The organism is Sediminibacterium sp. KACHI17 (genome assembly GCF_040362915.1).
Taxonomy (GTDB): Bacteria; Bacteroidota; Bacteroidia; order Chitinophagales; family Chitinophagaceae; genus Sediminibacterium.
Genome location: NZ_AP029612.1, coordinates 348,364 through 371,154 on the forward strand (window position 1 = coordinate 348,364; position 22,791 = coordinate 371,154).

21 protein-coding genes are annotated in these 22,791 nt (G+C 40.0%); 10 read left to right on the forward strand and 11 right to left on the reverse strand.

Annotation, left to right across the window (positions count from 1 at the left end; genetic code table 11):
* Window positions 1-47: 47 nt before the first annotated feature.
* The 3 genes from ABXG83_RS01405 to glmM form a co-directional block, all read right to left on the reverse strand.
* Window positions 48-539 carry a hypothetical protein gene (locus ABXG83_RS01405; protein ID WP_353549711.1) on the reverse strand — a complete coding sequence of 164 codons (492 nt, stop codon included), beginning with the start codon at window positions 537-539 and terminating at the stop codon, window positions 48-50.
* 96 nt (window positions 540-635) lie between these two features.
* Window positions 636-1,763 (reverse strand): cysteine desulfurase family protein, encoded by a 1,128-nt coding sequence (locus ABXG83_RS01410; protein ID WP_353549712.1) that lies wholly within the window; start codon window positions 1,761-1,763, stop codon window positions 636-638.
* Between the two features lie 126 nt (window positions 1,764-1,889).
* A complete protein-coding gene (gene glmM, locus ABXG83_RS01415) occupies window positions 1,890-3,272 on the reverse strand; it encodes a phosphoglucosamine mutase (protein WP_353549713.1) in 1,383 nt (460 codons plus the stop codon).
* Between the two features lie 83 nt (window positions 3,273-3,355).
* Between glmM and ABXG83_RS01420 the strand changes: the two genes are divergently transcribed.
* Entirely contained in the window at window positions 3,356-4,099 is a 744-nt protein-coding gene (locus ABXG83_RS01420) for a methyltransferase domain-containing protein (protein ID WP_353549714.1), read from the forward strand.
* Window positions 4,100-4,102: 3 nt separating this feature from the next.
* On the opposite strand, the gene ABXG83_RS01425 is transcribed toward ABXG83_RS01420, so the two are convergent.
* Window positions 4,103-4,519, reverse strand: coding sequence for a hypothetical protein (locus ABXG83_RS01425; protein ID WP_353549715.1), 417 nt, complete (start codon window positions 4,517-4,519; stop codon window positions 4,103-4,105).
* Between the two features lie 96 nt (window positions 4,520-4,615).
* On the opposite strand from ABXG83_RS01425, the gene ABXG83_RS01430 reads away from it, so the two are divergent.
* Genes ABXG83_RS01430 through ABXG83_RS01440 form a run of 3 tightly spaced genes read left to right on the forward strand, consistent with a single transcriptional unit; the run spans window position 4,616 to window position 8,203 of the window.
* Entirely contained in the window at window positions 4,616-5,254 is a 639-nt protein-coding gene (locus ABXG83_RS01430) for a phosphatase PAP2 family protein (protein ID WP_353549716.1), read from the forward strand.
* Entirely contained in the window at window positions 5,251-6,930 is a 1,680-nt protein-coding gene (locus ABXG83_RS01435) for a glycosyltransferase family 39 protein (RefSeq protein ID WP_353549717.1), read from the forward strand. Before ABXG83_RS01430 ends, ABXG83_RS01435 begins: the two co-directional genes overlap by 4 nt.
* A gap of 1 nt (window position 6,931) precedes the next feature.
* Window positions 6,932-8,203: a hemolysin family protein gene (locus ABXG83_RS01440; RefSeq protein WP_353549718.1), complete on the forward strand. Its 1,272-nt coding sequence runs from the start codon at window positions 6,932-6,934 to the stop codon at window positions 8,201-8,203.
* Between the two features lie 5 nt (window positions 8,204-8,208).
* Here ABXG83_RS01440 and ABXG83_RS01445 read toward each other — a convergent pair whose 3' ends face one another.
* Window positions 8,209-8,697 carry a DUF6702 family protein gene (locus ABXG83_RS01445; protein ID WP_353549719.1) on the reverse strand — a complete coding sequence of 163 codons (489 nt, stop codon included), beginning with the start codon at window positions 8,695-8,697 and terminating at the stop codon, window positions 8,209-8,211.
* A gap of 54 nt (window positions 8,698-8,751) precedes the next feature.
* On the opposite strand from ABXG83_RS01445, the gene ABXG83_RS01450 reads away from it, so the two are divergent.
* From ABXG83_RS01450 to ABXG83_RS01460, 3 genes are all read left to right on the forward strand, one after another.
* A complete protein-coding gene (locus tag ABXG83_RS01450) occupies window positions 8,752-9,333 on the forward strand; it encodes a HupE/UreJ family protein (RefSeq protein ID WP_353549720.1) in 582 nt (193 codons plus the stop codon).
* Window positions 9,334-9,343: 10 nt separating this feature from the next.
* Window positions 9,344-11,710 carry a M1 family metallopeptidase gene (locus tag ABXG83_RS01455; RefSeq protein ID WP_353549721.1) on the forward strand — a complete coding sequence of 789 codons (2,367 nt, stop codon included), beginning with the start codon at window positions 9,344-9,346 and terminating at the stop codon, window positions 11,708-11,710.
* A 72-nt stretch (window positions 11,711-11,782) separates the two neighbouring features.
* Window positions 11,783-12,604, forward strand: coding sequence for an alpha/beta hydrolase family protein (locus ABXG83_RS01460; RefSeq protein ID WP_353549722.1), 822 nt, complete (start codon window positions 11,783-11,785; stop codon window positions 12,602-12,604).
* 64 nt (window positions 12,605-12,668) lie between these two features.
* Here ABXG83_RS01460 and ABXG83_RS01465 read toward each other — a convergent pair whose 3' ends face one another.
* The 4 genes from ABXG83_RS01465 to ABXG83_RS01480 form a co-directional block, all read right to left on the reverse strand.
* Entirely contained in the window at window positions 12,669-13,274 is a 606-nt protein-coding gene (locus tag ABXG83_RS01465) for a c-type cytochrome (protein ID WP_353549723.1), read from the reverse strand.
* A gap of 30 nt (window positions 13,275-13,304) precedes the next feature.
* Complete coding sequence (locus ABXG83_RS01470; protein ID WP_353549724.1) at window positions 13,305-14,615, reverse strand: hypothetical protein; 1,311 nt, start codon at window positions 14,613-14,615, stop codon at window positions 13,305-13,307.
* Window positions 14,608-15,174 carry a sigma-70 family RNA polymerase sigma factor gene (locus tag ABXG83_RS01475; RefSeq protein ID WP_353549725.1) on the reverse strand — a complete coding sequence of 189 codons (567 nt, stop codon included), beginning with the start codon at window positions 15,172-15,174 and terminating at the stop codon, window positions 14,608-14,610. The genes ABXG83_RS01470 and ABXG83_RS01475 overlap by 8 nt, the downstream gene beginning before the upstream one ends.
* A 145-nt stretch (window positions 15,175-15,319) precedes the next feature.
* Entirely contained in the window at window positions 15,320-16,012 is a 693-nt protein-coding gene (locus tag ABXG83_RS01480; RefSeq protein ID WP_353549726.1) for a hypothetical protein, read from the reverse strand.
* A gap of 45 nt (window positions 16,013-16,057) precedes the next feature.
* Between ABXG83_RS01480 and ABXG83_RS01485 the strand changes: the two genes are divergently transcribed.
* Complete coding sequence (locus tag ABXG83_RS01485) at window positions 16,058-18,544, forward strand: hypothetical protein (protein WP_353549727.1); 2,487 nt, start codon at window positions 16,058-16,060, stop codon at window positions 18,542-18,544.
* A 78-nt stretch (window positions 18,545-18,622) separates the two neighbouring features.
* On the opposite strand, the gene ABXG83_RS01490 is transcribed toward ABXG83_RS01485, so the two are convergent.
* The gene (locus ABXG83_RS01490; RefSeq protein ID WP_353549728.1) at window positions 18,623-19,384 is read right to left on the reverse strand and encodes a class I SAM-dependent methyltransferase; all 762 of its coding nucleotides are present in this window, start codon (window positions 19,382-19,384) and stop codon (window positions 18,623-18,625) included.
* 96 nt (window positions 19,385-19,480) lie between these two features.
* On the opposite strand from ABXG83_RS01490, the gene ABXG83_RS01495 reads away from it, so the two are divergent.
* On the forward strand, window positions 19,481-21,229 hold the full coding sequence (locus ABXG83_RS01495) for an alpha-glucosidase (protein WP_353549729.1): 1,749 nt from the start codon (window positions 19,481-19,483) through the stop codon (window positions 21,227-21,229).
* Between the two features lie 41 nt (window positions 21,230-21,270).
* Window positions 21,271-21,699 carry a hypothetical protein gene (locus ABXG83_RS01500; protein ID WP_353549730.1) on the forward strand — a complete coding sequence of 143 codons (429 nt, stop codon included), beginning with the start codon at window positions 21,271-21,273 and terminating at the stop codon, window positions 21,697-21,699.
* Window positions 21,700-21,762: 63 nt separating this feature from the next.
* Here ABXG83_RS01500 and bioB read toward each other — a convergent pair whose 3' ends face one another.
* The gene (bioB, locus tag ABXG83_RS01505; RefSeq protein WP_353549731.1) at window positions 21,763-22,764 is read right to left on the reverse strand and encodes a biotin synthase BioB; all 1,002 of its coding nucleotides are present in this window, start codon (window positions 22,762-22,764) and stop codon (window positions 21,763-21,765) included.
* Window positions 22,765-22,791: the final 27 nt, after the last annotated feature.

Genomic DNA, 22,791 nt, shown 5'->3' on the forward strand with positions numbered 1-22,791 from the left:
ATCTATTCTCTGCAAGTTGATCACATTGCAGAGAATAGATACGATTATTAGAACTTGAATCCAAAAGAGATACCGCCATAAAAGGGGAAAACGCCTGCTCCGGTGATCAATGGAGACACAAATACCCTGCCTGTAAATCCATTTTTCTCAGGTTGATATCTGTATCCAAAATTGAGGTAGCCAAAAACAGTAGACGAATTGTTCTCAAAGAAATCTTCGCCATCTGTAATGGTAATGGCACTTGCGCCTGCTCCAAGTTCAAGATAGTGGCCATTTCTTCCAGACAAATAATTGAGTCCGACCGGTATTGCAAATACCCCTGAAGTCAAAAAGCCAATTCCACCAGCGCCCACACGAAATCCGAGCCCTTTTTGTCCTTTAAAACGTTGGTCATAGTTCAGGGAAAGAATTCCTGGTCCGCCTATTTCTCCATAAATACTTCTGGCAGCAGGTTGGGGTGAATCATTGTTGTCTCTCTGAGCGGTTACTGTAATATGAAAACTCACAACTAACGCTACTAAAAGAAAGATTTTTTTCATGACTGGTTTATTTTGTTTCTTGATAGGCGAAAATAAACCAAGCATGAATAAGCGGAATGACCGCTCATCAACATCACATATTTATGTGTGAATCAATTAGATCATTGCTTTGAGCTGATCTACGACACGGTCAATTTCTTCTTTGGTATTGTGTTTGGAGAAGGAGAAACGTACCGTTACCTGATTGGGGTTATTATTGATTGCTCTGATCACATGCGAACCCTGATCGGCTCCACTGGTACAAGCACTGCCACCACTGGCGCAAATATTATTGATGTCCAGATTGAAAAGAATCATCTCACTTTTTTCCGTTTTAGGGAAACTAACACTCAGCACTGTATACAAGGATCGTCCTAATGTATCGCCATTGAAAGCAACTCCTTTGATATACTTTTTCAATTGCTCCATCATGTATACTTTCAGTCCTTTGATATAAGCACTGTCTTGCTCATAATTTACTGTTGCCAATTCCAATGCTTTTGCAAAGCCTACAATACCGTATAGGTTTTCTGTCCCTGCCCGCATATTTCTTTCCTGGCTACCTCCATGTACAAAAGGTTTGATCTTTACATTCTCGTTGATGTATAATAATCCAACCCCTTTTGGACCATGAAATTTATGACTGGCACCGGTTATAAAATGAACAGGTGTATTACGAAGATCAAAAGGGAAATGTCCGACAGTTTGTACCGTATCACTATGGAATATAGCTCCGTATAGTTTACAAAGTTCTCCTACGGCATGGATGTCCATAATATTGCCAATTTCATTATTGGCATGCATGAGTGTAACCAGGCACTTCTCTTCACTCTCCGCTAATAAACGTTCAAGATCTTCAAGATCGATATGTCCGTTAGGAAGCAATTTCACATAACTCAATGCAGCTTCCCCGGTATGGTATAGGAATTCAACAGTGTGAGTGGTTGCGTGGTGCTCGATCACGGATGAAATGATGTGCTTACATCCCAGATCACGAACGGCTGCTGTAATAGCGGTATTACTACTCTCGGTTCCGCCACTGGTAAAGAATATTTCTGCCGGATGTGCATTCAGTATTTTGGCTACTGTTTTGCGTGCATTCTCAATCGCTAACCTGCTTTCCCTTCCATAACTATAAATAGAAGATGGATTACCAAACTGGTTGGTCAGATAAGGCATCATTGCCTCCAGAACAATGGGGTCAAGCGGAGTTGTGGCCGCATTATCGAGATATATCCTTTCCATGGGGCAAAGGTAGGGAAAAGAATAGTCAAGATAAGTTGACAGATTTCAGTTGACAGTTGATAGTCTTGAAAGATATACCTGCTTTTCCTTTCTGTCAACTGTCAACTGAAATCTGTCAACTCAAAATCACATTACCTCCTGAATATCTTTGATCAGTTTATTGGCAATATTAGCCGCAACAGTTTCGGAATTGCTTTCAGCGTAAATACGAATGATCGGCTCTGTATTGCTGGTACGGAGATGTACCCAATCGTTCTCAAATTCTATCTTTAAGCCATCTTCAGTATTGATAGGATGTTGTTTGTACTTCTTTTTGATGTGCTCAAATATTTTCTTGATATCAAACCCGGCAGTGAGCTCGATTTTATTTTTGCTCATGAAATAATCAGGATAGCTATTTCTCAACTGCTTCGCTGATTTCTTTTCCAATGCCATGTGTGATAAGAACAATGCGATACCGATCAGGGCATCACGACCATAGTGCAAATCCGGAACAATGATACCGCCATTTCCTTCACCGCCGATCACAGCATTAACGGCTTTCATTTTATTCACAACATTTACTTCTCCTACAGCACTAGGCGTATAGGTGCCGCCATGTTTGATCGTAACATCTTTCAAAGCACGGGTTGAAGACATGTTGCTGACGGTATTTCCTTTTCTGTTTTTTAATACATAATCAGCAACAGCAACCAGTGTGTATTCTTCTCCAAATAATGATCCATCTTCACATACAAAACATAAGCGATCTACATCTGGGTCTACGGCTATTCCAATGTCAGCTTTTTGCTTATTGACCTCATTGCATAATTCACGTAAGTGTTCTGGTAATGGTTCAGGGTTGTGTGCGAATTTACCATTCACTTCACCGTTAAGAACCGTAATGTCCTTAACACCTAAAGCTCTCAATAAAGCAGGCACAGCAATCGCGCCTGTACTGTTGATCGCATCTAATACGATTTTAAACTTAGCTTTTTTGATGGCAGCAATATCCACCAAAGGATATGCTAATACAGCATCAATATGTTGTTGAAGCGCCGTATCATTTACAGTATACGTTCCTAGTTTGTCAACGGAGGCGAAGGTGAAATCATCTTTAGCAGCAATTTCTAATAAAGCAGCACCATCTTCTCCGCTAATGAATTCTCCTTTCTCATTCAATAATTTCAGGGCATTCCATTCTTTAGGATTATGACTGGCAGTAAGTATAATACCACCGGCTGCTTTTTCAAAAACAACCGCCATTTCTACAGTAGGGGTGGTGCTGAGCCCAAGATCTACGACATCCAATCCAAGTGCATTCAAAGTGCTAATTACCAAGCGCTGTACCATTTCACCACTGATACGTCCATCACGACCAATCACCACCTTTTGATTATTGCCTGCTCTTTTAGCAAGCCAGGTTCCATACGCTGCAGTAAAGCGAACCACATCCAAAGGACTTAATGTATCACCCGGTTTACCCCCGATCGTTCCTCTGATGCCTGAAATGCTCTTGATAAGTGCCATATTGCCTGATATTTTGCGGCTGCAAACATAATTCAATTTTTGTAGCGCTGCTTCATGTAATTTTGCGATATCAATGTGATTTTATGCCGGACAAAGCGTGGTTCAAGGATTGGTTCAACTCTCATTACTATCATTTATTATACCAGCATAGGGATGATCGTGAGGCGATGGATTTCATTGCTACATTGATCGGTTATTTAAAGCCTCAAGCCGGCACCAGAATGCTGGATGTTGCTTGCGGTAAGGGAAGGCATAGCAAGGCTCTGGCCGATATGGGTTTTGATGTTACAGGTATCGATCTGTCTGCAGAATCCATTATTGCAGCTAAAGAACAAGAATCAGATACATTACATTTTTATCAGCATGATATGCGTTTGCCTTTTTGGGTGAACTACTACGATTATGCATTTAATTTCTTTACCAGTTTTGGCTATTTCAAAACACGTCGTGAGCATGATAGCGCTATTCGAACTGTAGCACAAAGTTTACAACATGGTGGCGGATTTATCATTGATTACCTCAATGTACACTATGCAGAAGATCATTTGGAAAAATCAAATATCATAAAGGCCGGTGAAGTAGTTTTTCATATCAGTAAGTGGCATGATGAAGACCATTTTTTCAAACAAATCCAAATTACGGATCCTACACATCCTACACCGCATCACTTATACACTGAAAGAGTAGCTAAATTTTCATTGGGTGATTTTACTGATATGCTGGCATATCAAGGCATGCAGGTTCAAGAAGTATTCGGTGATTACCAATTAGGCAGATATGATGTGCGTAAATCTCCCAGAATGATTATTCTGGCTAAGAAATCTTAGTTATTACTTTTCTTTTGCAGGAGATGTATTCTCCGGAGTTGTCGCTTTCTTGAGGTCAATAACAGTTACATGTCTGGGCGTATGTATTCTGGTTTGACTCTTATCATAAGCGAATGACCCCGGCATATTAAAAACATAATTTTTATCTGGCGACCAAACCGGGATACTGTTGGTAATGATTACTTGATTTTCTTTTCGTAGAAGACCTCTTCGCAAAGTGTCTAGTAAAATCGTTTGTTGCGGATATTCTTTTTCTGTTAATGGTTCAAGTAAAATCGTCCGCTTCTGCTTACTTCTACTATCCAAAAACTGTCTCATATGCTTATTGGTAGATACGTTAACGGTCTTTTTTTCTTTTTGCTGAGAAAAAGAGGCTACATAAGACAAGATCAGCATTGGCAGAAGTAGTGCTTTTTTCATACTTTAAATTAATCATTTTTAAAATGGGTGCACGATTTTTTGATAGATATTTTGTTAAAGGTTTATTAACGACACATACAGTAACTTTATCCTCTCATGTTTGATTACTCTTTATTACAGTCGTTCTTTCAGCGTCTACTTCAGACCATTTTGGAGTGGGACAGCTGGTTATTCCTGAAAATCAATACTGTATTTACTCATCCAATACTCGATAAGATATTTCCGCTCTGGCGCGATTCAGAGTTATGGGTACCGTTTTATTTATTTCTGATCGTATTGGCGATCGTGAATTTTGGTAAAAAAGCCTGGTCATGGATTTTGTTTGCGATCATCAATGTAACGTTGACCGATCAGGCCAGTAGTTCACTGATCAAAAATTGGTTCGCCCGTGTTCGCCCATGCAACGAGGAATTATTGTACGGGAAAATGAGATTATTATTAGAACACTGCTCGGGTGGTTTCAGTTTCACTTCCTCACATGCCACCAATCATTTTGGATTTGCCATGTTTGTATTCTTAACGACCAAAGATGTTTTTGGTAAATGGGGTAGATGGTTATTTGTATGGGCTGCTACGATCAGTTATGGTCAGGTCTATGTTGGAGTACATTATCCGGTCGACATCCTCTTTGGCGCATTATTGGGGATCTGTATTGGAACATTGACCGCAGGCTATTACAACCGTAAAATAGGGCCGATCACTTTAGTGCAAAATGAAACATCCCTCTCATCATGAATGATAGATTATTCAAAGGAATTTTATTTGCTTGTCTGGTAGTATATGTTATAAGCATGTGGAGCATTCCAGTGATCGATATCGATGCTGCACAGTATGCTTCCATGAGCAGGGAAATGTTGGAGAATGGCAGCTATCTTAAATTGTATGACCTGGGTAAAGATTATCTGGATAAACCTCCCATGTTGTTTTGGTTGTCCTCTCAAAGCATGCGTTTATTTGGTGTGCATGATTGGGCTTACCGAATTCCTTCCGTTTTATTATTACTGGTTGCGATTTACGCTACTTATCGGTTATCATTATTGTATTATGAAAAGATCATTGCTCAACTAGCTGCCATTATTTTAGCAAGTTCCCAGGCTGTCTTTTTAATAGCTCATGATGTTCGTTGTGATACAATGTTGCTGGGCTGGGTTACATTGAGTTTATGGCAGTTGGCAGCATGGTATGAAACAAAAAAATGGAAGTATGTAATCGTAGCATTTGTTGCCATTGCATTTGGAATGATGACAAAAGGACCTATAGCATTGATGGTTCCTGCTTTTGCTTTTGTTCCACATTTTGCCCTGCGTAGAGAGTGGAAACAATTTTTTAGATGGGAATATTTGATCGGTTTATTGATCGTTGCCATTTTACTGATTCCGATGAGTATAGGATTGTACCAACAGTATGATCTGGAGCCCGGAAAAATATTTCATGGAAGACCCATCAATTCTGGTCTTCGATTCTATTATTGGACACAAAGCTTTGGAAGATATACAGGTGAAAATGTTTACAATGAAATGAATCATTTCACCTTTTTGTTGGAAAATATGCTTTGGAGTTTTCTTCCCTGGATATTTTTCTTTCTAGCCGGATTGATCTACGCTGTAAAACAACTGATACAACAAAAATGGAAACTTACTGGTCAACAAGAATGGATCAGTGCCGGAGGTTTTATCATCACCTATTGTATCCTCGCACGCAGTCAGGCGCAACTGCCGCATTATATTTTTGTGGTATTGCCACTGGCTGCTATTGTATCAGCTCGGTTTCTGTATCATCTTTTATTTGAAACAAGAAAATCACTTTTGCATAAAATTTTTAATGGCCTGCATGGCTTTATTTTTCTATTACTATGGATCGCTGCCGTAGCGTTGACCTGGTGGCCTTTCCCAGAAACTGCTGTAATACTGAAAATCGTAGCTGTGTTGGGATTACTAGGCGCTTTATATCTGCTTTTCCGACCAACTTCATTGACCCCGCCACTTTTCCAATGGGCCATTTATACTGTAATAGGTGTGAACTTGTTATTGGTTACCGGATTTTATCCGCAGTTACTAAAATATCAGTTGGGTAATACTGCAGCTTCATTTATCAACCGCTCAGGGCTTGAAAAAGATAAGGTAGTGATGTATGAGATCGATAATAGCAGGGCATTGCACTTTTATGGGCAACATATTTTTCAAGAGACAAAAGCATTGGATTCCTTACGAACAGATCAGGTTGTATTAACAAAGAAATCAACAGTTTCCGCACTTCAAGAGCGCTTTCCCAACCTGAATACTATATTTGAGGGAGAATATTTCGGGGTAAGTATGTTGACCTTACCTTTTTTGAATCCAAAAACAAGATCAAAAGAAACCGTTTCTTATGTCCTGGTAGATCTGGATGGACAAAAAAATAAGAAACAATAACATGACTGAAGTTTTTATTATACTCGGATTAATCATTCTGAATGGGTTTTTCTCCATGGCAGAAATTGCTTTGGTATCTGCGCGAAAGGCAAGACTAGAAGCGCAGGCTGCAAAAGGAGATGCAGAAGCAAAAAGGGCATTGGATCTGGCCAATCATCCCGACACTTTCTTATCAACCATACAGATCGGTATTACATTGGTAGGGGTTTTAACCGGTATCTACTCCGGCGATACATTCAAAGAACCTTTGAAAGATTGGCTATCTCAATATGGCACATTTGGTGAGTATGCTAGTACCGTAGCCACGATTATCATCGTGATCATTGTAACCTATCTCTCACTCGTATTAGGAGAACTGGTACCGAAAAGAATCGGCCTAAGTAATCCCGAAGGCATAGCCAAATCAGTGGCGGGTCCGATGCGTGTGGTTACTTGGATCACCTTTCCATTTATCTGGTTATTGAGTAAGTCATCACATCTCATTATTCGCTTGCTGAATATGAAGCCCAATGATAATCAGGTAACGGAAGAAGAGATCAAAGCCATTATCAGTGAAGGAACAGAGCAGGGCACCATTGAAGAAGCAGAACAAGAAATCATCGAACGTGTTTTCCATTTGAGTGATCGAAATATTACTTCACTCATGACACATAGAAGTGATATTGTTTGGTTAGAGGTAGATGATACTGTCACTAAAGTGAGAGGGGAGGTGATGGAAAATATGCATTCCGTATATCCTGTTTGTGAAAAGGATATCGATCATATCAAAGGTGTGGTATCACTCAAAGATCTGTTTGCGGCACATGCGGATGCTACGATCAGCAGTCTGATGAAAGATGCCATGTATGTGCCTGAAAACAATACGGCCTATCAGGTACTGGAAAAATTCAAGCAAACCAAGATCCATCACTGTTTTATTGTGGATGAATATGGATCAGTACTGGGTTTGATCACCCTCAATGATATATTGGAAGCCATTGTTGGAGATATCCCTCAAGAAGAAGATGAGGCTTATGAAATTCTGGAGCGAGCAGATGGTAGCTTTTTAGTGGATGCTCAAATTCCATTCTACGATTTCCTTACTCATTTTGATAAAACTGAATGGATGATGGAAGGAGACCGCGGTTTTGATACACTGGCAGGATTCATCATTCATGAACTCGAAAAGATTCCAGTCACAGGTGATATGATGGAATGGAAAATGTTCCGTTTTGAGATCATCGATATGGATCAACATCGAATCGATAAGATCCTGGTGACCATCATTGAATAAATCTATTAGAATCGGAAAACGGTCTCTCTCTTCGGATAATCCAGCTTATAGGTTTTTTGTACACCTTTTGTTTTCATATGGACAATATTGACCTGATTGGTCTCATAATCATACAATAGGCTACAGTCCACTGCAACAGTATTGATCACCGACTGGTTTTCTACTTCAAAATAACACCAGGTGCTTTCCATTTGTCGCTCATATCCCAGGATGTGAAAACTTACGGGTTTCCCGTTCACATTCAATTTTAATCGCTGTGAAACATAAGCCTGTAGGTGTTTTTCAATCAATTCCTTTTTTGCAGGATCTAATATGTCGATCTTTTGTTTGCTGAATTGTTGTAAGGTCTTTTCCAGATCATCACTAAATACCCGTATACTAATTTCTAAGGTGGCTTCTTTCTGGTTATGATTGATGTCAATAACCGACATAAAAAAAGGATGCGCTACATTGAGCAATCCGACCAGCATCCATTGAATCATTATATTTACCATCTCAAAATCTTGCTTTTGCAGATACAAAGGTCACAATAAAATTACAATTCACCTATGGATCAGTTTTTAGTTTATTTTGAAACAGGATTTCAGCATATAGCCGATCTGAAGGGGATCGATCATATCCTCTTTGTTTTCGCGCTTTGTATCCGTTATCAGTTTGCCGATTGGAAAAAACTCCTGATCCTGGTCACTTCCTTTACGATCGGACATTCCATTACCCTAGCTTTAAGTGTCTTTGATATTGTACATTATTCTGTTGCATGGATCGAGTTTTTGATTCCGGTAACCATTGTTATCACAGCGATCAGTAACGTTTTTGTGACCAAGTTTACCTTTAAAAGCAAATTTCCGCTGATCTACTTCTTTGCCCTGTTTTTCGGGCTGATCCATGGCTTGGGCTTTAGCAATTACCTGAAAAGTATGCTGGGAAAGGATGAAAGTATCATTGGTCAGCTACTGGCCTTTAATTTGGGATTAGAGGCCGGACAGATCATAATCGTGATGGCTATTTTACTCATTTCATTTATATTCGTTCAACTTTTGAAGTGGAACCGCAGAGAGTTTCTCTTGTTCATAACAGGGGGGGTATTTGCAGTGGCACTTCTTATGGCATTAGAAAGACTACCTCAATAAAAACCAAAAGATGAAAAAAATTGCTTCACTGGTAGTGGCATTTGGTATGATCATCTCGCTTCAGGCGCAGAATATCATGAATAATCCCACTTCTAATCATGGAAACAAATTTGAGCAGTTAGGTACCATTCTTCCAACACCGAATGAGTATCGTACTGCGAGTGGTGCACCCGGACCAAAATATTGGCAGCAGCGTGCAGACTATAACATCAAAGCAGAGTTAGATGAAGCTAACCTCAAACTCAAAGGAAGTGAAACAGTAACTTATTACAACAACTCTCCTGATGTATTGACCTATATCTGGTTACAGTTGGATGAAAATGAGCACAGCTCTGTGAACAATGCCGGCTATGAAGATGCCAGTTCATTGCGTCAGGTGAGTGTGAATGCTTTGGATAATATGCAAGAGCGTAAATCTGATAATGGCTACGGTCATATTATCAGCAAATTGACAGATGCTACCGGTAAAAATTTAAAATATACCATCAATCGTACGATGATGCGTATTGATTTACCGACACCCTTAAAGCCAGGACAAAAATTCGTGTTCAATCTGGATTGGAGTTATAAGATCTCTGATCGTATGGTGAAAAACGGTCGTGGTGGATATGAGTTGGTGGATGGTAATCATCTGTTCACGATGGCGCAGTGGTTTCCTCGTCTTTGCGTGTACAGTGATTTTCAGGGATGGCAGAACCATCAATTCACCGGAAGAGGTGAATTTGCACTGACTTTTGGTAATTACAATGTACAGATCACTGTTCCTGCTGATCATGTTGTGTTAAGTACCGGTGAATGTCAAAACTATGCGCAAGTGCTCACACCGGCGCAAATGGCTCGCTGGAATCAGGCTCAATCTGCTAAAGAACCGGTAGAGATCGTAACCCTAGAAGAAGCTAAAAAAGCTGAACAAGGTAAGAGTACACAAAAGAAGACCTGGATCTACAAAGCAGATAATGTTCGTGACTTTGCATGGACCTCCAGCCGTAAATATGTATGGGATGCAATGCCTGTATATATTGAGGGTAAGAAAGTAATGTGTATGAGCGGTTATGGTAAAGAAGCATATGGCTTGTACAGAAAATATTCTACCAAAGCGGTTGCTCATACCATTAAGAGTTATTCTAAGTTCTCTATTCCTTATCCATATCCGGTTGCTCAAAGTATTGAAGCATCAAATGGTATGGAATATCCAATGATCTGTTTCAATTATGGAAGAACGAATGCTGATGGAACTTACAGTGAAGCCACTAAATATGGTATGCTGGGAGTGATCATCCATGAAGTAGGACACAATTTCTTCCCTATGATCGTGAACAGTGACGAGCGTCAGTGGTCATGGATGGATGAAGGATTGAATACCTTTGTTCAATACCTGTCAGAGGAATTATGGGACAATAAATATCCTTCACGTCGTGGGCCAGCTTGGGCGATCGTAGATTACATGAAATCTCCGAAAGAACAGTTAGAGCCAATTATGACCAATAGTGAAAATATTATTCAGTTTGGTCCAAACGCTTATTCAAAACCTGCTACCGGATTGAATATTCTTCGTGAAACCATTATGGGAAGAGAGTTGTTTGATTTTGCATTCCGTGAGTATGCACGTCGTTGGGCATTTAAACACCCAACACCTGCAGATCTTTTCCGTACAATGGAAGATGCCAGTGCTGTTGATCTGGACTGGTTCTGGAGAGGTTGGTTTTATAGTATTGATGCTTGTGATATCGCTATTGATACGGTACGTTATGCTGTATTCGATCCGAATGCACAACCTCAGCAGCGTCCTTCAACTGAAGGTCGTACCATGCCGATCGACAAACCTGTATTGAATGCATTTGAAGACATTTCAAAGATCCGTAACAGAGAAGATAAAAGCATTGTTTTCCAAACAGATGTAGATACTTCTTTGCGTGATTTTTATTGGAGATATGCACGTGGTCTTGAGCCTTATGATTCTGTGACCAGAGTTCCTTTCCCTTCTTTCGGAACACCGGAAGCACTGAGTGATGCGGAAAAAGCGAAATACAAGGATATGCATTTGTATGAGATCACTTTTAGCAATAAAGGTGGATTGGTAATGCCATTGATCGTTGAGTTCACTTTTGAAGATGGAACCAAAGAAACAGAACGTATTTCTGCACAGATTTGGAGAAAGAATGAGAATAAAGTGACCCGCTTGTTCATGACCAAGAAAAAAGCAGTGAGCATCAAGCAAGACCCGATGCGTGAAACGGCTGATATCAATGAAACAAATAACAAGTGGCCATCAGTAGCTGAACCTTCTAAATTCCAGTTGTTCAAAATGCGTGCTGCTGCTCGCGGTCAATCACAAGGAGTGAACCCAATGCAAAATGCACAACAAAAGAAAAATTAAACTGAATTGATTCTTTATAAAGCCGTTTCTTACCCATCGTAGAAACGGCTTTTTTATGTAAAACAAACATCCATGCGCTTCATTTTATCTTCTCTTTTATTATGCTTATCGATCAATCTGTTCGCAGCTTCTGTGGATACGATAACAATTTATAGCAAGGCGATGCGTAAAAACATCAAGACCGTTGTAGTAAAGCCGGAAGGATATGACTTTCAGGGAAAAAAGAAATATCCTGTGGTGTATTTACTGCATGGGTATGGCGGTAACTATCGAAATTGGATCACCAGAGTTCCACAGATCCAAACACTGGCAGACCAACATCAGCTGATGATCGTTTGTCCTGATGGTGCCATCGGTAGCTGGTATTTTGATAGTCCGATCGATAGCAGCTATCAGTATGAGACCTTTGTAAGTAAGGAAGTGCCTGATTTTATTGACGGCACTTATCACACCATAGCTGATCGAAAGGGCAGGGTGATCACCGGTTTGAGTATGGGCGGACATGGAGGGATGTTCATAGGATTCAGGCATGCGGATCGTTTCAGTGGTTGTGGCAGTATGAGCGGAGCCCTGCATGTATCTATGATCACCAAAGGATATGATGTAGAAAAAAGATTAGGGGATACTGCATTGAATAAAAAGTATTGGCAGGATTGGAGTGTATTGAAAGTGATTGAGCAATATCCTAAAGACTCTTTATCGATCATTATTGATTGTGGTATACAAGACCGGATCATCGGTATGAGCCGTGCAGCACATGATAAATTGATGAAACTAAATATTCCACACGATTACATAGAAAGACCAGGTGGACATGATTGGCCTTATTGGAGAACGGCTATTGATTACCAACTGTTGTTCTTCCGAAAGCACTTTGATAAAATGCTTAACTAAAAAAAGAAAGCAACCTCCTTGCCTGAGGTTGCTTCTTACTGCATGTTATACAGTGTACCCGTTATCAGTCTGTATATTTTCCACCTGCCGTTATCCAGTCTGTTATTTTCTTCTTATCAGTAGCACTTAGTTGTCCGCCCTGTGGCATGAAAGATGGATTGCCATCCACAGCTCTAGCTTTGATGCGAGCGGATGCATTGATAATATTACAATCACTGCTGAGTGAAATACCACCTTGTGCAGCTGCACCAGAATGACAGCTTACGCAATTTGTGTTGATCACTGCTTTTACCGCAGCAAATAGAACGCCACTTGGAGCCGAGGTAACAGTAACTGTTGCAGATTTGGTACAACCTTCTCCATCTTTTGCTATGATGGTATGGTCGCCTGCAGCCACATTACTGAAAACATTTGAGGCTTGAAAAGTACCGCCATCAATATTGTAGGTGAATCCGGTACTGCCACCCGCAGTAACAGTTACAGTGCCGCCAGTACAACCGGAAGCATTCGTAGGAGCCAATGTTACCGTGATATTTTTGCTGGCACAAGTATTTCCTGATGGAGGATTACCCGTTGATGGACTATCCCCCCCTTTACTACAAGCTACAATGATACTGGCAGTGCCTGCTATCATCATCAATCCGAATATGGTTTTGCGTATTTGATTCATAAATTGGTTTTAGATGTACTCACATATACGTTACTTCTTCTTATTTGGTTGCCTGAACTGATAAGAAAAATTTATTCCAAAACTGCTCAGTTTAACACTTCCAAATCCTAAACCGCTGAGCGGTAGATTGGCAAAGGGTTCAATGATCATTGAGGAGTGTTTCCCTGTCTCACGGACCCAACCAGTAGATAGTTTCAAAATGGAGAATAGATGTGTTTTGCCATTTGGATAGTTCACATTTCTTCTCACAGGTGTTCCATTGTAATAATAAAAATAGTTGTAGTTCTCTCTTGTCATGAAATAAGAGGAAAGACCAGTACTGATGAATGCTTTGGTTTTGGTTTTGCTATCAAAAGTATAACGCAGCAAAAGCGGTACTTCCCACATGTTACAAAAACCATCAACTGTCTCCAGTTTATAATTGGCGATCCAACTGCCTGCAGGTGCTTTAAAATCACTGCCGGCCATTTTATAATTTTTTCTAGTGAAAAGCCCTCCGGTATATATCGACCAATTATTATCTAAATAATATCCGATTAGGATTCCACCTGATAAACTGGCTTTATCGGCATATCGGAATTTAACAGTTGTGGCGTCCATTCCGGCAACCAGTGTAAAAGCAAAGCCCCCTTTTTCTTTTTTATTTTTTGATATGGCAGAATCTTTCGTATCCACTGTTATCGGTTCTTGTGTTTGAATAGCAGTATTCGAAGTACTGTCTTTCAAGGCAAGGATACTTTTGTCGGTCATATTGCTGCCTGTATCTATGGTAGGACGAATAGATTCACTTTTATCAGTTGTAGTTATGCTGACTGAAGCAGCAGTCGCTTTCTTTTCTTCAGTTGTAATAGGGAACAACTGATTAGAGCTGTTGGTTGCGGATGACTCATCTTGCTGTGTGGTAAGAGAATTGTTTTTACGCTTGCCAGCATTAACAAAAGATGATGAACCGGTATATTTTTTAGTCGCAGTAATTCTTTTTTCTGTTTTATAAGTTGATAGCGATGGTTTTGAAATCAGGGGATACTGTGTCTTTTCTTGTATTGTGGCATTTGTTGTAGCGGGCTCTTTTTTTATTTCATGGATGGAGGTTTCGGTAACCGGATCTTTTTCACTTACTTTTTGCTTAAGTGATGTGTACCACAGGGCAACTCCACCGAGTAATACGCCCGGAATGATCCACCAGAAAAAGAAAGGCCTTCTTTTCTTTTTCTCTGTTGGCAATACTTTATCCAGTTCTCTCTCCATGGTATCCCAGGAAGGAGAGGCCTTCACCGTATAGCGATCTGCTGCCTCACGGCTCAGCTGCTCTAGTCTGCTATCGTTTTCCGGATTAGACATAATTTGTATGAATGTTTCTTTGTGAAATAATTTTTCGCAGATTACTCTTGGCTTTTGACAAATTCGATTTCGAAGCACCAACACTGATGCTTAATGTCTGAGCAATTTCATCATGACTAAATCCTTCTATAACAAAAAGATTGAAAACCGTTCTGTAGACAGGTGTCAATTGTCTGATCGCTTCAATGATTTCCTGATAACCAATTTTATCCAGAGCATTTTCCTGTGAATCTCCAATATGATCATAATCGGTATCTTTTTCCGGATGTATGATATTCAATTGCACTTTGCGCAACTGATCGATACAAGTATTCACGATGATACGTTTGAACCAACCTTTGAATAAGGCTTCCGTATCACCATTACGTTGGATATCGAAGCGGTCAATATTTTTATAGAGTTTGATAAACGATTCATGAACGATCTCCTCTGCCTCCTCTTGTTGATGGATATAACGAAAAGCGATCTTCATGGCATAGTCAAACAACCCCTCATACAACATACGTTGGGCAATACGATCGTTCTTACAACAATCGTTGATCAGGGTTATTATGGACACAGTCTGGGTTGGCAAAACGGGTAGTAAATGGCTTTGGCCTTTCTGTTAAACTACAATAAACTATCATAATACGCAATCTCTGTTGTAGAGGTTGCCTGCGGGAAGAGAAATATATCAAACGAAGTAAAATCTATAGAAAGTGGGATTAGCCGCCTGTTTTGCCATCCCGTATTTGTACTTTTTTCTTGCCGGAGTTCTTTTTTTCGAATTCAAGCACTTCTTTGGGCTTTGTTTTTACCGATGAAGTGTCCTTTTTCACCGACGTACTGTCCGCTTTTTTTGCACCTTTTTCCGTATTTCCGGGTTCTTTTCCGGGTTCAACGATCTGGTCAAGAAACCAGTGTTCTGTTTTGATCAGTTCACCTGTCATGGGGTAGAAAAAACGCCAGCGACCATGTTTCAATGCATTGCCATTGATTTTAACAATCACAGTTTCGTTCTTGTTAGGATCGATCGCATCTTGTACTTCGATAGTGTCAAATTGTTTGGCAGGATTTACAGCTCTCCAGCCTTCTTCCCGCTCCAGGCCTGCAATAGTGTAGTATCTGCACATGCCGTCCTTAAGCCCCCATTTGTAATTTTCAACCGCAAGAAGATCTCCCATTAGGTTGAATTTTCGCCATACCCCTTCTTTTTTTCCGTTCAAAAAAGCACCTTCTTCCTCATAACCGCGTTCGCCTCTTAGGGGAGGCATTTCCACTTTCCAACGTCCCTGTTTGAGTCCATTTTTGTCGGTACAATTGATCGTGTCACGTTTCGAAGTGAGTTTAAACGTCAAACACTGAGCCGTAGAAGCCAGCGAAAAGAAAATGAACAATGGCAAGGTCAGAAAACGCATATTCACTAAATTGGGCATCCCAAATTACCAACTATTTATTTTAGTATGAGAAAATTAACAACTGCTTGCTTCCTGTTATGGTCCGTGATCGGACTCGCTCAGGTGAAGCCTACGTCAGCGGATGAGCGCATGAAAGGCGTTCAGCAAAGAAAAGTAATGCAACAACAGTCGCCTATCAACAACACAAGCTTCCGTAATATCGGACCTAGTGTTATGAGTGGCCGTGTAGTGGACATGGAAGTAAATCCGGAAGATCCTACAGAGTTCTATGTTGCATATGCATCCGGTGGTTTATGGCATACTACCAATAACGGTATCAGTTTCAATTCCATTTTTGATTCTGAAGATATCATGACGATCGGCGATATCGCAATGGACTGGAAAAGCCGTACACTTTGGGTAGGAACCGGTGAAGTAAATAGCAGCCGCTCTAGTTATGCGGGTATTGGTGTATACAAATCTAATAATAATGGAAAGTCTTGGGAGTATGTCGGCCTTCCGGAAAGTCATCATATCGGAGAGATCAAATTACATCCTACTGATGTGAATACTGCTTGGGTTGCGGTACTCGGACATCTCTATTCTCCTAATAAAGAAAGAGGTGTTTACAAAACAACTGATGGTGGAAAAAATTGGAAACAGGTTTTGTATGTAGACAATAATACCGGTGCGGTAGATATTGATGTCAATCCAAAAAATCCGAATGAACTCTTTGCAGCCATGTGGTATCGTACTCGTTCCGCTTCCAATTTTGAAGAAGGAGGTAAGACCAGTGGCATTTACAAAAGCACCGATGGTGGTGAGAACTGGCAGTTGGTGTCAAAAGAAGGTTCCGGATTTCCATTTGGAGATGGTGTGGGAAGAATTGGATTGATGGTGTACCCTTCTAATCCATCCACCATTTTTGCTGTAGTGGATAATAATTTCCGTCAGCCGGCAAATGCCAGACAAAGTCAGGCAGATACCAGCCGTTATGTATTGGCTGATTTCAAAGATCTGAGCAAGGATCAATTCCTGGCCCTGAATGATAATAAACTCAATGCATTCATACGTTCACCCAGAAATGGTATTCCTCAAAAGTATACTGCAGCTTCATTGAAAGAGGCGGTGACAAATGGTACACTTGCTCCTACAGCGATTTGGGATTATTTGTATGACGCTAATACTGCTTTATTTGAAACACCGATCTATGGTGCACAATTATACCGCAGTGATGATGGTGGTGCTACCTGGAAAATGACACATAAAGATGCGATCCCTAACCTGTACAGTACTTATGGATACTATTTTGGTAAAGTATGGGTAAGTCCGGTTGATGACAAGAAGATCATACTTACCGGCGTAGGCTTATTGATGAGTACGGATGGTGGTGCTACTTTCAAACAGATCGGTAAAGAAAATGTACACTCTGATCATCACTATGTATGGATCAATCCTAAACGTGATAGCCATATCATCAATGGTAATGATGGTGGTTGTAACATCACCTATGATAATGGTGAACATTGGTTCAAAGCGAATACGCCGCCTGTTGGACAATTCTACAACATAGCAGTAGACATGGCCCGTCCTTACAATGTGTACGGGGGCTTACAGGATAATGGTACCTGGTTTGGTGCAAGCACCACCAGAGAGAATTACGACTGGTATGATAGTGGACATAACCCGTATACTTCTATTGGTGGTGGTGATGGTATGCAGGTGCAGGTAGATTGGAGAGACAATAAAACAGTGTATAGTGGTTCACAGTTTGGTGCTTACAGCAGACAAACCCTTGGTACCAGAGATAGAAGAAGTGTACGTCCGGCAAGAGATCTTGGTGAAACGCCTTTACGTTACAATTGGCAGACTCCTATCTTATTGAGCCGTCATAATCAGGATGTGTTCTATTACGGTAGTAATAAGTTTCATCGCAGCATGAATCGCGGTGATAGCTTGGTGACCATGAGTGCTGATCTTACCACCAATCCAAAACAAGGGGATGTTCCTTTTGGAACCCTCACATCTATCAGCGAGAGCCCAATCCGCTTCGGATTGATCTATGTTGGATCTGATGACGGAAATATTCAGGTGTCAAAAGATGGTGGTTATACCTGGACACTGATCAATAAGAAGTTGCCAAAAGGTTTGTATGTAAGCCGTGTAACAGCGAGTGCTTTCAATGAATCGCGTGTATATGTTTCTTTGAATGGATATCGTAATGATCATTTCATTGCTTATGTATATGTTAGTGATGATTATGGTAATACCTGGAGACAAATCATGACCGATCTGCCTGCAGAACCAGTGAATGTAGTGAAAGAAGATACAGAAGATGCAAACATCATCTATGTTGGAACTGACGGCGGTTTATATGTTAGCATTGATGGTGGAAACAGCTCTATGTTATGGAATAAAGGAATGCCTAGCAGTATTCCGGTTCATGATGTTGTAGTTCATCCTAGAGATGGTGAGATCGTTGTGGGAACACATGGACGTAGTTTGTACATCGCTAAACTCGATGAATTGCGTAAGCTTGCAAAGAAGAAGTAATTGAATTGATGTTTGATTTTTGATCTTTGATTTCTTGATTCGGAGTAAATACTAAATCAAGAAATCAAAGATCAAAAATCAAACTTTCTTTTTCCTTAGTATCCACAGGTCTTGTTTACCTGCTTTGGTTGGACTTTTTTCTCCATCCCAGTATTCCAATATTTCAAATTTTTCTTCCAATTCTTTTTCCCATTTTTCAGGTAAATGATATGTAGACATCATCCGGTGACCGGGTTGATGATAGTAAGTGTTATATACTCCCTTCGTTTCAATTTCTATTTTTTCTTTTTTGGATAATCGTTGGATAAAATAATGGCCATGTGTTGTAAGCCATGCGATGCCATTCGGCTTAAGTATTCTATGGATTTCATGAAGCCATTTGCGTTGATCTTGACCGGGAATATGTGTCAGTACAGAGAAACCGATCACCAGATCAAAATAGGCATCTGGAAAGGGGAGTGGCGGATATTTTTCCTGAACTTCAAAGTGGATGTCCGGTATATTTTTTTGATTCCATACGATGGTTTCAATATTTGGATCGCAGGCATAGATCGTTGCATCCTGAGCATGCTTTCGCAAATGTCTGGTTATTCGGGCTGGTCCGCATCCCCAGTCCAGAATAAAAGGAGCTAGAGGTACATGGGGTTTTAAAGCTGCCCAAATCTCAGCAGTAGTCAATGCGCCATCGTCTATGAATTTTTGATAGTGTAGCAGGTAAGATTCATATAATACATAGTCGTCGGGTAAATGCAAGTCAGGATGTTTGAGACGAAATAAAAGATTGGGATATGCATACCTAAACTGTTGCCAACGATAGACTAGTTGGTCGACTAATCTCAAGGGGATTATTTTTTTAAACGATTGATACATCTCTAAGACAAGATAAAGTATTGAACCAATAAATAAGTAACTTACAAGGAATCATTCCAGTCTTTTATGATGGCTATTTATCAAAAAATTAGTTGTGTAATCCTTGTATTTTCTATGATGATGGGTTGTAAGTCTAATTCCCCTGCTGATTCCTCAGTGAATGGCGAGGGTCCCCAATGGTGGAAAGAAGAGATCGTTTATCAGTTATATCCACGAAGTTTTCAGGATAGTAATGGAGATGGGGTAGGTGATCTGAAAGGAATTATTTCCCGATTAGATTATTTACAGAGTCTTGGTATCACGGCTGTCTGGCTCAATCCGATTTATAGTTCTCCCAATGATGATAATGGTTATGATGTGAGTGACTATCGAAATATCATGAAAGATTTCGGTACGATGGATGATTTTGATCAATTATTGAAAGGGTTGCATGATCGAAAAATTAAGTTGATCATGGATCTGGTAGTAAATCATAGTAGTGATGAACATGAATGGTTCAAACAGAGTAGAAGTTCAAGGGATAATCCATACAGAAACTATTACCATTGGTGGAATGCGGAGAAAGGAAAGCCTCCGTATCGTTACAGCTTATTTGATGTGAATCATGATGCATGGATGTATGATTCGCTCACGAATGCGTATTATCTACATTATTTTTCTCGGAAACAACCTGATCTTAATTGGGAGAATCCCAAATTGCGTGAGGAAGTGTATGATATCATGAAATTTTGGGCTGAAAAAGGTATTGATGGTTTTAGACTAGATGCCTTTCAATTTGCTGCAAAGAATACTAGTTATCCTCCATTTCCTGAAGGGTATGAAAAAAACTTTATGAAGTACTACGCTATGCAAGGAGATCTGCATGGCTATTTAAAAGAGATGAATGAAAAAGTTTTTAGTAAGTATAAAGTACTTAGTGTTGCCGAAGGAGCGGGTAATTCATTTGAAGATGCACATAACCTTGTAGATGCCGATAGAAAAGAGTTGAATATGGCTTATGCTTTTGAAGGCGTGGATATTGCTAAACCTGAAGGATATAACCTTTTGGTTTTTAAAGAAGTATTCTCGAGATGGGATAGCGCTTTTGCACAAAAAGGATGGTTGTCTATTTTCCTCAGTAACCATGATCAGGCAAGAATGGTAAGCAGGTTCGGCAATGATGCTCCTGCTTATCGTTCAGCATCTACTACAATGCTGAATACGTTTATAATAACGATGCGTGGAACACCCTATATCTACAACGGTGATGAATTAGGAATGACCAATGCTGGATTTACCAGTATTGATGAATTCAGAGATATACAAACACTGAATGAATACAAACGTATTCAAATGAATAAGGGTGATCTTGCCGCTTATTTGAAAAAGATACAAGCATCCAGCAGAGATAATGGGCGAACTCCTTTTCAGTGGGACGGCAGTAAAAATGCCGGATTTACAACAGGTCTTCCATGGATCAAAGTGAATGCTAACCACACAGAAATTAATGTAGCACTGCAAGAGAAAGATCCCAATAGTTGTTTGAGCTACTTTAAAAAATTGGTTCAATTGCGCAAAGAGCATGTGGCCTCATTGGTATATGGAAAGTATACGTTGTTGGATAAGAATAATCCGGATGTATATGTCTATACAAGAGAGAGTAAGGATGAGAAGTTATTGATCGTTCTTAATTTTTCTAAAGAAACAAAAGGGGTAAGTCCTGGATTGAATATGCAAAAAGCACAACTGTTACTGTCGAACCTTAATGCAAATCCCATAATCACAAATGGTAAGATTGATCTCGCGCCTTATCAGGCTGTGATCTATAAATTGTAATCCTTATGAAAACTATGATTATTAGGTGCAAAATAATGTTGATGATTTGTTTTTTACTTACAAATTGTAGCAATCAACAGGAGCAAGTAGTTGTGAGTAGCCAAGTAGTTGAAGAAGATCCGGGAGATGTACTTTACACCAATTCAACCATCATCATTCAGCCTACACAATCGCAGTTAGATAGTCTTCAACAAAAAGTAAGGTCATCAGATTTTAATATTGGTCAGGATGATTACGTGTTTTATGCAAATGCGATGTCCGGGTTCTTTTTAGATAAAAATGTGGTCAATTATACATTTTCAGGAGTCCATTCGCTCAAGTATAAAAATGCAGAAGGAAAAGTCGTGAAGTATGATCTGGAACAAAATGGGGAACTATGGCAGCTCTATTTCTTTTCACCCCAAAAAGGGTTTCAGCGAATTGATTTTTCAGATTATGAGTCAGCATTTAAGAAATTCTTCGATCAATAATCATCTGTTCTAACCAATAGGATGTTAATGTTTGCCTATTGGTTAGAACAAATGATCAGAGTACTATGACTCAATCATCTCGTGTAGATATTGTTTACTCTCTTCTTTAAAAGCTTTTCTTGGTTTCAAGCCTAATAATTGGAACATTTGATTGTCTTCATCAAAAGAAGGGTTCGGAGTGGTCAACAATTTATCTCCTGCAAAAATGGAATTTGCACCAGCCATAAAACACAGTGCTTGATCTGATACACTCATATCTGTTCTGCCGGCGCTCAGACGTACCATTGTTTTGGGCATCAAAATTCTTGCTGTAGCGATCATGCGTACCATATCCCATACATCTACTTTGGTATTATGTTCCAATGGTGTTCCCGGAATGGCTACCAATGAATTGATGGGTACACTTTCAGGATGTTCAGGCATGGTTGCCAGAGTGTGTAGCATACCTATTCTGTCTTCATGAGTTTCTCCCAATCCGATGATACCTCCACAGCAAACCGTTACACCAGCCTTGCGCACATTCTCCAGCGTTTCCAAACGGTCTTCATAAGTACGCGTAGTAATGATCTCGCCGTAATGTTCTTTGCTGGTGTCCAGGTTATGGTTGTAAGCATATAATCCTGCATCTGCTAATTTTTTGGCTTGGTCCTCAGTCAACATTCCAAGTGTACAACATACTTCCATGCCCATTTCATTGACACCTTTCACCATGTCTAATACGCGGTCAAAATCGCGGTTATCTCTTACCTCGCGCCATGCAGCACCCATGCAAAAACGTGTAGAACCTGCTTCTTTTGCTTTTTGAGCATAAGCTAGTACCTCATCTTTTTTCATGAGCGCCTGTACATCAACACCCGTATTATAGCGGGCCGCTTGTGGACAATAAGCGCAGTCCTCACTGCATCCTCCGGTTTTGATACTTAACAATGTACAAACCTGTACCTCAGCAGTATCATTGTATTTACGATGCAGTTGTGCTGCACGAAATACGAGTTCTAATAGAGGCGTATTATAGATGTCGTGTATTTCTTCCAGTGTCCAGTTATTACGGATGTCATTAGACATAAATTTGAATTTAGACTACAAATATAA